This is a genomic window from Halococcoides cellulosivorans (genome assembly GCF_003058365.1).
Classification (GTDB): Archaea; Halobacteriota; Halobacteria; order Halobacteriales; family Haloarculaceae; genus Halococcoides; species Halococcoides cellulosivorans.
This window is the reverse complement of sequence record NZ_CP028858.1, coordinates 2,586,740-2,600,900: the sequence shown is the minus strand read 5'-3', so window position 1 is coordinate 2,600,900 and position 14,161 is coordinate 2,586,740. Positions and strand designations below refer to the sequence as shown.

7 protein-coding genes are annotated in these 14,161 nt (G+C 57.0%); 5 read left to right on the top strand and 2 right to left on the bottom strand.

Annotated features, from left to right (window positions below; genetic code table 11):
• Positions 1 to 516: 516 nt before the first annotated feature.
• From HARCEL1_RS12595 to HARCEL1_RS13520, 5 genes are all read left to right on the top strand, one after another.
• Positions 517 to 6,927, top strand: a complete 6,411-nt coding sequence (locus HARCEL1_RS12595) for a sacsin N-terminal ATP-binding-like domain-containing protein (RefSeq protein WP_159077149.1) — start codon at positions 517 to 519, stop codon at positions 6,925 to 6,927.
• A 159-nt stretch (positions 6,928 to 7,086) separates the two neighbouring features.
• Positions 7,087 to 8,169: a hypothetical protein gene (locus HARCEL1_RS12590; protein WP_108383927.1), complete on the top strand. Its 1,083-nt coding sequence runs from the start codon at positions 7,087 to 7,089 to the stop codon at positions 8,167 to 8,169.
• A 505-nt stretch (positions 8,170 to 8,674) separates the two neighbouring features.
• Complete coding sequence (locus HARCEL1_RS12585) at positions 8,675 to 9,982, top strand: hypothetical protein (protein ID WP_159077148.1); 1,308 nt, start codon at positions 8,675 to 8,677, stop codon at positions 9,980 to 9,982.
• Positions 9,975 to 11,603 (top strand): AAA family ATPase, encoded by a 1,629-nt coding sequence (locus tag HARCEL1_RS12580; RefSeq protein ID WP_108383925.1) that lies wholly within the window; start codon positions 9,975 to 9,977, stop codon positions 11,601 to 11,603. Before HARCEL1_RS12585 ends, HARCEL1_RS12580 begins: the two co-directional genes overlap by 8 nt.
• 152 nt (positions 11,604 to 11,755) lie before the next feature.
• Positions 11,756 to 11,947: a hypothetical protein gene (locus tag HARCEL1_RS13520; protein ID WP_159077147.1), complete on the top strand. Its 192-nt coding sequence runs from the start codon at positions 11,756 to 11,758 to the stop codon at positions 11,945 to 11,947.
• Between the two features lie 585 nt (positions 11,948 to 12,532).
• Here the strand turns inward: HARCEL1_RS13520 and HARCEL1_RS12570 are convergent.
• Positions 12,533 to 13,297 (bottom strand): hypothetical protein, encoded by a 765-nt coding sequence (locus HARCEL1_RS12570; RefSeq protein WP_108383923.1) that lies wholly within the window; start codon positions 13,295 to 13,297, stop codon positions 12,533 to 12,535.
• Positions 13,297 to 14,160, bottom strand: a complete 864-nt coding sequence (locus tag HARCEL1_RS12565) for a hypothetical protein (RefSeq protein WP_108383922.1) — start codon at positions 14,158 to 14,160, stop codon at positions 13,297 to 13,299. The genes HARCEL1_RS12570 and HARCEL1_RS12565 overlap by 1 nt, the downstream gene beginning before the upstream one ends.
• Between the last annotated feature and the right edge of the window lies 1 nt (position 14,161).

Genomic DNA, 14,161 nt, shown 5'->3' with positions numbered 1-14,161 from the left:
CACGCCGGCGTGAGTGGGGGTTCAGCTGGAGAGTTGGCCCGTCCTCGTCCCCAGTAGGCGGCCGCGAGGCCCTCGAGGTCGAGCAAGGTCCATCGCGGTCCAGAATCCCCAGCTGAATCAGCGGAATTCTCCATGCTCAGCGATTTTATCTGAAAACATATGTTTCTGTTGGGTACGCAGACTGAATGAGTCTGTTCGTTCATCGGTTGAATATGTGTGGTGCGCATAATTTTTTATAAATCGTATACCGCTATACAAAATGCGGGGGCTAGCCGCCACCACTAATCCGGCCGATTGTCGGCGTTTCCGGCGCTCATGATGGGATTAGAATTTCGGTGGGCCTCGGAGTCCGTCTAAGAACCCCACACCACAACCCATCCGATATAGGCAGAAGACATTGCTGGACGAATCGGCATACGGATTCAATCGCGTCGTCAAAAAGAAATAACCGAGCTCTGAAGAACCGGTAAAGGAAAAAGGCATAATGACTTCGAGGAGTACTACCGAACTACTTAGATGGAACTTACCTCGAGAGAGTGGGCTGACGAGCTGACTGAGAGATACGCTGATCTTTTGGAGAAACTGGAATCGATTGGGCCAGACAGTCGATACGATACTCCGAAGAAAGCACTTTTCCATGAGACAAGTATCGGTGGCGGAGAGGCAGGGACGGCAGGGGCACATCAAGACCGTGAACTTGTCGAACTGTTACAAAATGGGCGCGATGCCATCGAAAAGGCTGACGAGACGGGAACACTATACGTCGCCGTCTCACGTGAGGGCGTTCTCGTCGCGAACACGGGCGCTCCGTTTGAATTCGACGACCAAGAGGTCCTCGAAGACTTACGAAAGGTCAGTCGATCGGGGAAGGAAACAGACGCAATCGGCGAAAAAGGAGTAGGTTTGACATCGGTCTGTACTATTGGGGATGCCTACGAGGTGTGGACAGACCTCAGCGACGGGAATCTTGCACGACTCCAGTGTGGTCCTGTTAATCCGACAGCAGGTGTTCTTTCCCGGTCGACGGCGACGAATACCAATCCTGAGGTCAAAGATCGACTCGACAGCTTTCGAGAGCGACTCGCCACGTCTGATCTCACCGAACTCGTCGGGACGGCGGATCAGGAAAACCGTATCACATTAGATTCCCTTCGCGCTGAAGATGTCACAAGTCTCCCCTTCTTTTCCTATCCACTCCCACTCGAGATACCAGACGACAGAGCAGCTTTGGATGGATCATTGCAGCAGGTGGCAAGACAGCTGTTGAGTGATGCGTCCGTGATCGTTGAGGGGCCAGAGATCCCTGATCAGTTCACAACGGCAGTTATCGTCCGCTTCAAGGACGAGGACCTCGAGGCGTTCCGCTCTGCCCTCGGAGTCGAAAAGGAGCGCGACAGAGATCCCGACCGAATCGCAAACAACCTGTGGGCTCGGCTTCGGTACTCAGCGACTGTGAACGCCTATGGGGAGTCAAGAGGTGAGGTCACACCAGAATCTCTCATTCATTTCGGCAACATCGACCAACTCGTACTGGATCAACTTGAGGGGACCGAGCGAACGGCCCACGAACGGTGGGATATCGACCGATCTGAGCCAGTGTTATTCACAACAGATACCGAATGTCCTGTGGAGTCTACATCTGTCACAGTCACGGTCAACCAGCAGGAGCAAGATCATAACCCAGATCAAGAGCAGGTTCAACAGACCTACGAACTTTTCCACTGGGAAGAGGGGCACGAACCGATTGTCCCGGATTCCTTGCTGACTACGGAGCAACGCCGGTCAACAGACGACGAACAGGTGGTTGATGTACGACCGCGAATCCTCGTCCCCACGGATAACGAACCTCCAGCTTGGCTATCTAACCAGAACCTGCAGGCAGTGCTCGGAGAAGAGGCATTGGACGGTATCGGACCAGAGTCACACGCCTACCCACCATACCTCTACTACCCCATCACGGGTGCCTCGAAACGGTTCCCCTTTTGCCTGCACGCGAACGTGGAGGTTTCCAAAGATCGGGAAAAACTCTACTCAGACTCAGACCAATACAACGCGTATATCCTAGACCACTGCGCCACGCTAATTGGCGACGTTGCCACCGTGCTCGCTGGACAGGAAGGAGGGACAAAGAACCAGGGTACCGTGAACAGTCCGTGGAACCTCCTACCACCGACGCCAGCAGGCACCAATGGCGTGACACTCGCAGACATCGTCAACGACGAGGTACATCTTGACGAAACCGGAGTCGGCCTTCTAGACCTATTCTCACGGGCCGTCTACGAACAGCTAGGAAAAAGGCCGTGTCTACCAACGCAAGAGATAGACAATAGCGACGCACCTTCGACGGCTGTCAACGAGGCGCTTCTGCATCCAGATCCCGAAGTGGTGGGAGCCTTCGCAGCACTGTATCTGGTCAGAGAGAATCTGAATGAACCCGCCCAGGCAAGGAATCCGGTAAAGACGACCCGTCGTCTCCCCACCCTCGAAAGCCTACTCATATTTCTTCGATGGAGTATTCACGATGATCTCGACACAGTGGACTGGTCAAAACGATATCACTATCTCATAGAAGAGGCACCACCGTCAACCAATGACGAAGCTGAGCGGCATCATTCTCTAGTGGAGGCTTGGACGACCCAACTCTCAGAACGCCTCACAACTCCGGACGCTCGAATTGTTGTCCCGGCAACGATCGGGAGGCAACTCTTCCACGGATCTGTGAGGCTCGTGGACGGGTATGCCGAGATTAAGGATATAGACGTTCAGAATGTATTGGCCGACGAATTCGACATCGAGACCGCTGGCGTCCATATACTCCCGTGTTCCTATCGTTCGACCACCATCGAAGAGGACCGTGTCCAGTTGGTCCCAGTCGAGTCTCACGGCGAGGGGGGCAACGTATCGGAAACGTACACGCGGACGGTGTTCTGGCGGGGAGATGATGCACCCGAGACGGAGCTACGCATACCCCCAGACAGTATCGGCCTTAGCGTGTTCGTCATCGACGAAGCGATATCCGATAACTCCCGGTCCAGCAACATTCTCTCAAAGGCGGGGAATGACTGGGGCATCGTCCAGCTTCGGTCATATCCACAATACGTCCGTGAACTCCTCGGGTCAACCCAACGCCAACTGGGACGTACAGGCGAAACCGGACCCTCCAGTAAGGGGCTCTCGGACGCCGCTCTGAGCTTTTTCGCGGGAGCCGTTGCCGACCAAGAGCGGGAGCGCCTCGATCCGACGGAAGGAGCGTATCTCAACCACAACAACGTCCAAAAACACACCTACAACTCCGAGCGGCGTCGAAACCTATTGAACCGCCTCGCAGTAAGGCAGAATTGTCTGAGGGCGGATCTCCTTGATCAGTCTGATGGAATGGCTCACCGAATCGCCGACGTTCGCCTGCCACCGAAATGGCAGGCACTCCGGGACGTCAACGAGCCGATCGATACCTGGGAGAGACTGTCTTTAGACTTTGATGAACAGACAACAACTTCGGTTGAGCCGGTGAACGGTGGCCCAACCGTCCGCCCGCCAAACGATGATCGGTGGCAGTTCTTGGCCGACCAGGGTATCAGCCCGACGACGGCGGCAAAGCTCCTCGGCATCCTTGGACTCTCTTCATTCCCGAAAGTGGATGCCCTTGCACAGACGGAAACGCCAAAGGGGGGTCGTGACCACTGGAACCCGCTCGAGTGGAACGTTGGCGATGTTCGCTCTGAGGTTGACCAGCGGTCGATTTCGAGTCTCCGGACAACACTACAGCAAGTCATCGACAGGACAGCTGTCGGGAGCCGTGGTGAGGATAGTGGATCGTATCTCGACTTGATCACCGCACCAGAGTTCGGTCCGCAAACGACGGCTGGCCACAGCGATTACTGCTCGGTAAAGGATCTTCGTGGCCGATACACCGAAACCGAACTCGCCACTGAACCGTCAGCCGTTGAGGGCGGGCTGGATAGTTACGATATCGCCTTGGAAGCGTGGATCTGGATTTCTACTGAGGGTCCAGACGATCCATTCGCTCGACTGGGGGTAGAGTACGTTTGTGACCTCCTCGCCACCCACGGCGACAGACTCGAACAGTCGATCCTATCCACGGGATGGTCATGTCGTGCCGACCACGGCGGGCGTCATGGCTGGACGGAAACGGTCCCAACACTGCTTAATTGGCAGCTCCGCGCCGCGTCAATGTGGCGTGAGCATAACGCCGTCCACACACCGGACTGGTGGTCCGACAACTCCATACTTTGGGCGGTTAAGCGCGCCGGCGAGGGGTCACAGACCGGCAGCTGGCTACCGACAGTCGATGTGGCGTCTACTGAGGTCGACGTTTCGATTTGGGAAACGCTTGGCGTCAGACCGCTTGAAGAGCTGTCGGCACCAGAGGCTGCACTCCGTCTCCAGAAAATTCAGGAGGAGCTTGCAGCAGCGCCGTTGATGTCCGAGATGGACAATCCTGTGACACTCGAGCAGTTGGCCACTGGCGGCATCGCCGACGGCTGGAAGACCGTCTACTCACGACTCATTACTCCCATCGCTGATTACCTTGACCGTGACGACACAACGCTCGGTGAACTCCCCTTCCTTACCCATTTCCCAGTCAAGGCTGGCGATCGGTGGGCATCGGTACCAGTCGAACTCGTCCGTGACCGAGAGAGCTACTGGTTTAGCGACAGCCAACAACTCCCGTGGGAAGATCGAAACGGATCGTGGGAAGGTCCGTGGGTCGTAGAGACGCCGACTGTGGGACGAGGAGCTGCCCTTGCAGAAGCTCTCGATTGTAAATTCCGGACACAGGCTGGCGATCGACCACAGCTATCGGCTGCTCAACTTGATGCTTCGGCCAACCCCGAGATGGACGAGCGCCTCGCCGCAAAACTCCGTAGTCGCCGACCACTCATTCTCGCCGCATTGAGTGCCGAAACGAGCGAAACGTTCCAACCCGGTCACAGCGAAGATCTGGAGGTAGCCATCGACCATATCCGAAGTGTTCCAGAGGAGGTGTTTGTCGGCTACCGTGAGCGGTTCTCGTTGCAGGATACCAGATTCGGCGAACGTTCTGCTGTCTACCCGCTTGGCGGAAAAGGAACTCAGGCCGGAACAACCCGGTATGGAATCGCCTATAACGTAACATCCGTTGATGAGAACAATCCAGATCCGACGATATTTACAGAGGCTCTCCAGGTACTATTCGAGCGCTCACGCTCTACGTACCTCCGTCTCGCTCTCGCTGACGAGGAGGATGTACTCGCTGCGGATCTCGATGTAGACGCCGTTCGGCGCGCGATCGGTCAGGGTTCAGGTGACGCGCTCAGATCAGACATCGAGGCAGCAGCCACTCTCCTGGATACGGTCGGAGTATCGGTCGACCCAGATCAGGTATTGAGTCGCCTGGACGACCGACTTGCCGAGGCGGATACGGATGCCTATTCCGTCCGGACGAACATCCGACAGGCCATCGGGAATGGTACACCCGACACCGATGCCCTGAAGCCGTTTATTGACGCTACGCAGTCGGCTTCGGAACCGGCCGTTGAGATGGTCCAAACTTTACTCTCCGATCGGGCGGCTTTGGTGGACGACTGCCCCTGCAAAACACTGTCACAGACGATTGCTCCGGAAAGGTTCGTCACGTGGGCGGACGACCATCACCCGATTTTCCAAGAGCACCACTCGCTGCCGAAAGAGCAAGCACAACGTCTAGAAAAGGTGTGTCGAATCTGGTGGAACGCTGATAAGGAAACCCGGCGGACTGACCTCCGAGACGTCCAAGAATGGCGAATTGAGACACGCCAGCAGCCCGCGGAGTGGTCTTGGTCCAGGCCCCCGCTCGCATATCGCCTCTTGGAAACAGATGACAAAACTGGCGAAGAGAATTGCTGGCTCTCACTTGGCTCTGCCGCCGTGGACGACCTCTCTGAAGCTATACTCACAGTCATCTGTAACGACGGATCACCTGAATCTGGGTCGGGGGAAGAAAGTCGGGACGGCAATGAGACACTTTGTCGATCACTTAGGCAGTACCTCGAGACCGGAACCTTCCCAGACATTCACGATATATCGGGTCCCGAAGAGACACATACACGAAGAGTGCGAGAACAAGCTTTTGAGACTATTCTAGCCGAACCGATACGGTTCGATGCACGCGACAGTGTCGAGGTGAGCGGTCGCATTCAATCTCGAGATGCCGGATACGGAAGCGGCGGGAGCAGCGAACTCACCGACCGGCCAGAGTTCGCTGAGGAGGTCATTTTCGCTTCTGTCTGCAGCCAGCTACAGACATGGGCCAATGAAACCGACGACTGGCAACAGCGACTGGGGGAGCATCTCCAGCCGATTGTCAACGAGTCGAGTCCATGCCCTTGGCATAACCCTGGTCGTTGCAGCGACCTCAACCGCCTGGAGCGAACCCCTGAGAGACTCGCCAGACGTCTTCAGCATTCCATCGAAGCCGGTAAGACGACTCGATCCGACGATCCGCCCCGTCTCGCCTTCGTCGCCGCTGACGAGCGGGGCCCAGGGTACGATATCCTCGATATCACAGGGCGGGTCGCAGGAACAGCTGTGGATACAACCGCACAACCAACTCCGGTCGAAGTAAAGGCTGTTGTAGGCGAGGCGCCCTATACGGTTCGCTTCACGGTAAATGAGTTCCGCCGAGCGCTGAAGTTTGTTCGTCATGATGTCCCGTATCGCATCCAATTGGTTCGCGTCGTAGGTGACGAAGTTGGCTCCTTAGATTCAATGTCGGTCACGTTAGCACCAGGCGTTACGTTCTGGACGCCATCAGACCTCTATGCGTATCTCCCTGACCTAGATCTACAGGCAGTTGAGGACGTGCCTGACAACGTTGTGGATTGTATCGTCGCTACTACTTTAGAACGGACAATCCGCGGAGGCTATCTCCGTATCACGTTCGACTGAGAAGATTGCATTGCCGCTCACGACTACCCAAAACCGAACCTATAATTCTATCCTGAGGTTGGGATCAGGACCGATCATCGGAGTTGTAGGCTGCCACAGTCTACGCTCTTCTTTAGTCGATTCGCAAGCACTTAACATGAGTCCACGGTACCAGAAAGCATGTCGACTGCGACCGAAGCGTCTCAAGTATTCGATTGGTTGGACGAGGAGCGATTGGCCAACGTCGCTGCGAAATTGCGCCGGTTGCCGACCGGAAGTGAGTTCGAACGCCGCGTCGAAGAAGCTCTCAGTTCGACAGTCGATATCGAGGGGCGGACGTACGAAGAGATCCTCGACGACCACGGTGATCTGGTCGGCTACGCCGATCCCGACGAGGAACGGCTTCCGTGGTGGTTAGACGGATTCAAGTGGACCGTTACCGCGGAACCGCTGGATACCCTGACCATCGACGACCGGTCTCTCGACCAATTCGAGGAGTACCCGCTAGATTCGACGAGCGTGGAGGATATCACCCTCAACAGTGCGGCATCAGTGGTAGAAGGGCTCGAGGCGTTTGCGACGCTCGAGGAAACCCTGACGAACGCCGTGAGTGATCCGACTGAGCACGATCGAGAAGCGGACCTTTCGGAGTTCGAGCTCCCCCAGAAGCTGTTCGTCGTTCCGGAGGAAGGGCGAATAGCCACCAGCGAGTCTTTCGAGACCTGGTTCGAACGGATGATAAACCTGTGTCCGCCGGGGTGTCCGGAACTGACGGCGCTTTTCCGCGTCAATGCGAACGTAGAGCGTCGACACGCTGACCGAGTCCTCGATGGTGACGAACTCGAGCGGCTCACTGAACTGGGGGTGTTCGACAGTTCGGAGCCCGAGGCCCGGGCGTTCAACGAGGACTATCACGAGTCGCTGTCGACGCTGCTGCAAATCAGGCCGCCGTTCGATCTCGAGTTCGATCTCGAGCACGACAAAGGCGATCTGACGAAGCTGCAGTACGCCTATTATCGCGCATGGGCACGAGATACAAACCGGTTTTCTAACGAACAGAAGTGGCTCCGAAAAGCGCAGAATCGGGACGACATCGGAGAGGGCGAGGAGTATCGATTCACCGAATACGCGTTTCGCCTCCCCACCAGGATTTCGAGGTCTAACGTGGTGTTCGAAGATCAGAGCAACTACGGGAATAGTAGTGAGTCCGAGGCGATAGGGGAGCTCATTGAGGAGTTCGGGCATCCAGTGAACGATGACTAACTCCCGTGACAAACGGGGTCGTCGCATGGACGTCGACAATCCGGAAGAGGCAGAGATAGCCGATCAAGTGACGGGTGTGAGTTCCAGTGCGACCCAGTCTGGGGAGGACGACGAAGAGCCCAGCAGCCCGCTGTCACTCGAAGAGCGTGAACAGTTAGCGATCACGAGCTCGGAAGACGCGATCGAAGAACGAAGCAGGCCGATTCCCGCCATCGAGCGATCCGAACCGCCCGCGCCCGACGTAGCCGGAATCTCCCTGCGGCGAGCCCAGGATACCGTCGCGACGGCAGTGCGTCCGACACCTCCAGTGTCGAGGCACGAAACCCACATATCGGCACACGAAGTGACCGTGGGGCGGCGTCGGGAGCAATCCGTAGAAGGGTTGCAACTCCGACGCCAGAACCAGAGTACTGGGCGCCGAGAGAAACCCGTTCGAGGACGCGACATCGAGGTCACCAGATCAGCGGACAGGATCGACAGCCAGTCCCGCCCGACGGCGCAGTCAGTGGTTCAGGGCGGAGGACAGGTACTGCTCGACGACATCGAAGACGCCGATCCAGTGTTCGGCTGGCGCGGCGGTCAACCCTACGACTCGGATCGACCGACGCTGATCCTCCACTGTGCCGACAGCGACGACGAGATCCAGTCCTTCTCGTTCCTCCAGCACGCGCTCCGGGACACGTTTACCGAACTCCAGGGTGGCGAACCCACAGTCGAGCAGGTAGACTTCGTCGCGAACGAGGTCCAGATCCCGACTGTGAGCGGGCGAATTGTCACGCTCGATCTGACAGACGACGAGTGGACCGCCTCCGAGGAGAACGGCAGTCCCACGATCAAACGGGGCGGGGTCGACGTCGTCCCAGCACTCAGGGACCACGGGGACACCCTCTACTCTGGCAACCTCGGCTACCTGGTCGTCAACGTTCCTCAAGAATGGGAGTCAACGTATCGACGCCGGAATTTCGTCGAGAACCTCATCGCAGACCTGGCCGACGCCGCGCCGCCTCAGGACAACGATAATACCACTGGAGCGTTCGAAACGCTCCGCTCGGCACCCGTCACTGTCGCTCGGCCGCGAGTGACCGATGCTGACCGCTTTGCGGAACGCGTCGCACAGTACTTCGGCTTCACGAACGCGCCGGCCTACGAGACGATCTCACAGTTCGACGCGAGCTTCACGGCCGCCCTGCGAGCGGATCGGTGGGCGAAGGTCGCCCTCACCGAGCGCCAGTCCTACGGTGAAGAGAGTAGTCGACACTACAACTGGAAGGCCCTCGTCGCTGAAGGACTCGCGCGGACGCTCTGGAATGCTGCGAGGGACGGGGACCAGCCGTTCGAGACGTTCGTGCGAGAGTCACTCATCAATGACGGACCACTCGCGACAGAACACGTACTGAGTAGCGGCGTCGAAGACGACGACAGCGTGATTGCCGACGTGTTTCTCGACGAAGATCGGCGCTTGCCAACCGACCAACTCGACGGGTTTCTCGACAGGCAGGAGCACGAGGCTCCGTTGGCGATTGAATTCGAGACAGGCTTCTCCGAGGCCGCGTTCGGGTACCGAAAGCTCGTCGAGTCGGTCGAGAAATATCAGGAATCTCAGTCCGTGGAGACGCTCTTCGTCGTGGTTCCGCCACGACTTCTATACAGAGGCGAACGACAGGCCCGTCACCTCGACAGGCTCGTCCAGAATCAGGAAGACATCTTCGAGACGCTGCGAGTTCGGCTGTGTGTTCCCTGCTTGAGCGAGAGTCGCTGCATTGGCCTCCAGACTGCATCGGACCTCATCACCAGGCTCTACGACGATGTCTGATTCGAACGAGAACCACGAGGGACTACAGGATCGGCTAGAGCTGGATCCGACCACGACCGGTATTCGCGTCGGCGTTCGCGACGACGAGGGGCGGTTCTCACACCGGGAGCTCTCGAATTCGGTCGATGACGACGATGCCTTCACGTTCGAACGGGCGGATCAGCAGGAAGCGCAACGACGACACCGTGTACGGGTCGAGGGCGATTCGTTGGCACACGAAGTGTGGCAGCGATACAAGTTCGACCAGTCCAGCACCTCGGAAGCGAACGACCTCCGGTTGCTCCTCGAGGTCCCGGGCAGCCACCCAACAGAACCAGCAGACAGGTTCGAGATACATGGCGACACACTGGCCAGTTCACTGGACTGTCCAACGGTCCACCCACTGTCATCAGAACGCGTGGCAGGGCTTTCGGAGCAGAAGGAAGCCCTCCGCCGATTCTTCCAGGCAGACAATGACGACTGGGGGCTCGCCCATCGCACGGGGATCCTGCTCGAAGGGCCACCGGGGACCGGGAAGACAGAGCTCGTCATGGAAACCTGCGAAGAGCTCTTCGGTGGAATGCCCGTGACGATCTCCGGACCGGAGATTCTCAGCAAGTGGGTCGGTGAGTCCGAACGGATGCTCCGCAAGCAGTTCCAAGAGGCCCGGGAGAGCCAGTCACAGGTCCTCTATATCGACGAGATCGACGCGATCGCCCGGAGTCGGAGTGCCTCGTCCCACGAACACAGCGCACAGTTGGTCGCCCAACTCCTAGTGCTCCTCGATGGTGTCGACGCGAAAACCGACGACGCACCGAGGGTCGTCGCGTCGACTAACCTCTCGGAAGTTCTTGACCCGGCGCTTCTTCGACCGGGGAGGCTCGGAAACCAGCCGATTGAGTTCCACCGGCCGACCGCTACTGAACGAAAGGCCATCTTCCACCACTACTTGGAACAGATTCGCGTCAGCGACGAGGGGGACCTCGACGAGATCCTCTCCCACGCAGTAACGACACCAGCGGAATCCGACTGGCTGGATCGTATCGCGGAGGCTGCAGAGGGCTACACGGGAGCTGACATCGAAGACGTACTTGTCGCAGCCGTTACCAAGGTCCGGACCCCCGGCGACGGACTACAGCCTCCACTCTCGGCTTCCACCGTCCGAGAGCACGTTCGACAGCGGGAGAAACGTGGGGGCACGGAACTTTCCGGAGACACCGTGAGGGCCCACGAATCGAATGAAGTCCGGTTGAGCGAGAACGGGAATGCAGTCGCTGTGGACAAGGACACCACTGAGGAGGAGTGTCGTTTGATCGCAGCTGATCGCGCCCGCCAAACTGACGAAACAGATGAGGTGGTATTTCGTTCACTCCGGGCTCCCCAACTGCTTGGGGCGGACGAGTCAGCTACTCGCGACCGTGTCGTTGCAGCCTTCCAACACGAGGACTCCGACCCACTGTGTCTCTATCTCACTGAATTAGACAGTGTGATCAGGAGCAGCGACCGGGCTCCCCTTGCCAGTATCGCCGTCGAGACGATCCACGAGGAACTGCTTCGATGGCGGGAGGACAACCTCCTCATCTACGAGAGTGCGGACGGAGAACCGTCTCTCGCAGTCAATCACGTCGAGTTGATTGAATGAAGTGGCGCTGACACTGTCCCTGCCACTCACCACACCCAGTCAGATCGGCCCGATACAAACATATCCGCCTTCCTTCCGTCCCATTCAGTCGAGACTGCCCTCAAAACAGCCTCCAGATCCAGGTCGGTATCCGGAATTAGCTCGACGTGAACATGGGTACTGTCGAATTCTGCCCGCAACTTGTCCCACAGTGCATCCCGAACGAACTCCATCTCGGCGTCGTCGAGCAGACGAGAGAGGTCAACGGAAGTCCCATGTACCAGATTAGCCAGGACAGCACTGTCGCCCAGGACCTCGCCCAGTTCGAGTGGGATCTTCTCGACGTCGTCGCTGAAGATGCCTGAACGGCTCGTTTCACGTTCCGTCACCGGACGATTAGCCAGATTCACCGCCGGTCCGCGGCTTCCTCGATATCCTCGCGGAGCGACGTCAGTTCGTCTTCCAAGCCGGGCTGCCGTTCGAGCAGGCGTTCGATGTTTGAAGAGACGACCACGGACTGTAATATGCGCCGCACGTAAGGTCGTACTTGGTCGGATCACATTCATATTCTAGTTTCTGGGTTGATTGGTGATGAAGCCGATATACCGACCTCCACTTCCCTTCTCGTCACTATTATAACGACCTCATCCAGAGGTCAGATCCTATACAGCAATCTTGGCATTCGCAATTACCGCGGGGATATTCGTCCAGAGCATTCCAGTATGGATTTTAACAAATCCGGCGCCGGGCGACAGATTATCCGGAGTGCCGGTAGTTACCACCGGAAACACAATGTGTCACACCTAGCCAACCAACGCAGCAGGTGATTACAGAATTCAGATTGGATTATTTTAGAGTCAAAACTGGAGAAGTGTGAGTCATCCCCAAAGGTGATAAAAGCAGTCGTTTCAGGCATGTCCGTGGAGGAGGAGCATCGCATCTACAGCTCCTCATTCACCGTCAGGCCAACAGGGATCGGCAAAATCGTCTTTGATGTAGACGACTCGGATTCCCAACTCGGCATTAATCCGTTCACGGTGCCCGTACATATCTGATTTGTCTGCGGTCACCACCTTATTGACCAGATTTCGGTCGTTCTGATGCGCAGCGTCGGATAGGATTACCTTGTCCATATACCCGTCCACGAATCCAAGACGCTGTCTGCGCTCAAACTTACCGAGGGACCCGGAGGGCCCTTGTGTGACCCGGTTTTGGAGCTTTTGCTTCGTCTCGTGTGCTTCGTATATAACGGTGTCACACAGGCTGTCCAAGGCACGTCGGGCCGACGCGGTAGTGACCTCTTCGTCAGCGAGTGTATCTTCCAACTCGTTTCTAATATTAGTTTTGATGTGTTCTTCGATTAGTCTTTCCGGCTTGATGCTACCCATCACGTCAGTCTCTTCGAGAAAAGCCTCAACGAGCGTTTCAATATCCAGTTCGTAGTCTTCGTACCCATCCATTCGTAAGTTGAGATTCATCTGGGCAGCGCGAACCTTCGCTAAGATTGCCCCGAAAAGACCCGCATCCGTGTCCCAGTCCACGACTGTGTCCTCAAGTCTGCTCGAGTTGCTGTTGTTGCAGTACTCGTAAACGACTGCTCGGCTTGTGTAGAGGCCGTTATCGGTATCGTAGAGTCGTTCGGCGTCGTCGTGCCACAGGTCGTGGAGGAACGTCAGGCCAACGAGAACACCGGTGTCAAGAAAGTACCGAGCCATTAGTGCAGAAGTAGGTCGTTGTCGATGAATGGCACGACGAAAGCGTCGGCCGCTTCTTTGGCGACCCGAGTATCCTTCGAGTTCCGCCTCGCCTTCTCGCGCTCCCTCCGGCGGAGGCGCTCACGAATCTCTTCTTTAGCACTTTCGACGCTGCCGACGCCTCGTTCTTCGGCAATTTCCGACCGGGAGAGATTGTCCGCTCTACACGCGAGTTCAAGACAGTACAGTCGCCAGAATGATTTCGCAAGCATCTCTGCGGTCTGAGGGTCGTAGTCCTCCGAGTCTAACTCAGCACTCATCAATCGGTACCAGATGTGAAGATCGTCCTCGTACTGGGGGAAGTCGTCAATCGGGAAGCTCTGGACGAATCTGTGGAGCGTTTCCCGAGTGCGCTTTTCGTTCCGATCGAGGGTGATCGTCAGCTGTTTAGAGTCGCCAGCCGCGTCGAGTTGCTTGTCCAATTCCCGAAAGTGTCGTTGAACATCGTACGGGGCCTCGTCATACATCTCGTCGGTTAATCCTTCGATGCCGCGGTCATAGTAGCGATCTAGTGTGCTGGAGATCGCTCGTCGGGCGCGTCGAATAGTAGTACGAGGGGCATCAATGTCGGAAACCTCTGTCTCACATATCACCCGTTGCCCATCAGTCCCCTCTCTTATTTCGAGAGACGAATCAGACGTCGCTACCACCGCACCCCACATATACCAGTACGTGTCGATGGTTTCATCGACACATTCTCTGTCTAACTCCTCCTTTGCGAAGTATAGGATCTTGTGGAAGGCCTTAGGCCGGATGTCGCCGTTGTAACGCCGCTCGTCGAACAACAGTGCGGCCACATCGTCTAAATCGAGAGAGTCGGGCATC

What these genes read in the sequence shown, in the direction of transcription:
- HARCEL1_RS12595 (WP_159077149.1), top strand. Translation starts at nt 517, where the DNA reads ATGGAACTTACCTCGAGAGAGTGGGCTGACGAGCTGACTGAGAGATAC.
- HARCEL1_RS12590 (WP_108383927.1), top strand. Translation starts at nt 7,087, where the DNA reads ATGTCGACTGCGACCGAAGCGTCTCAAGTATTCGATTGGTTGGACGAG.
- HARCEL1_RS12580 (WP_108383925.1), top strand. Translation starts at nt 9,975, where the DNA reads ATGTCTGATTCGAACGAGAACCACGAGGGACTACAGGATCGGCTAGAG.
- HARCEL1_RS13520 (WP_159077147.1), top strand. Translation starts at nt 11,756, where the DNA reads ATGGGTACTGTCGAATTCTGCCCGCAACTTGTCCCACAGTGCATCCCG.
- HARCEL1_RS12570 (WP_108383923.1), bottom strand. Translation starts at nt 13,297, where the DNA reads ATGGCTCGGTACTTTCTTGACACCGGTGTTCTCGTTGGCCTGACGTTC.
- HARCEL1_RS12565 (WP_108383922.1), bottom strand. Translation starts at nt 14,160, where the DNA reads ATGCCCGACTCTCTCGATTTAGACGATGTGGCCGCACTGTTGTTCGAC.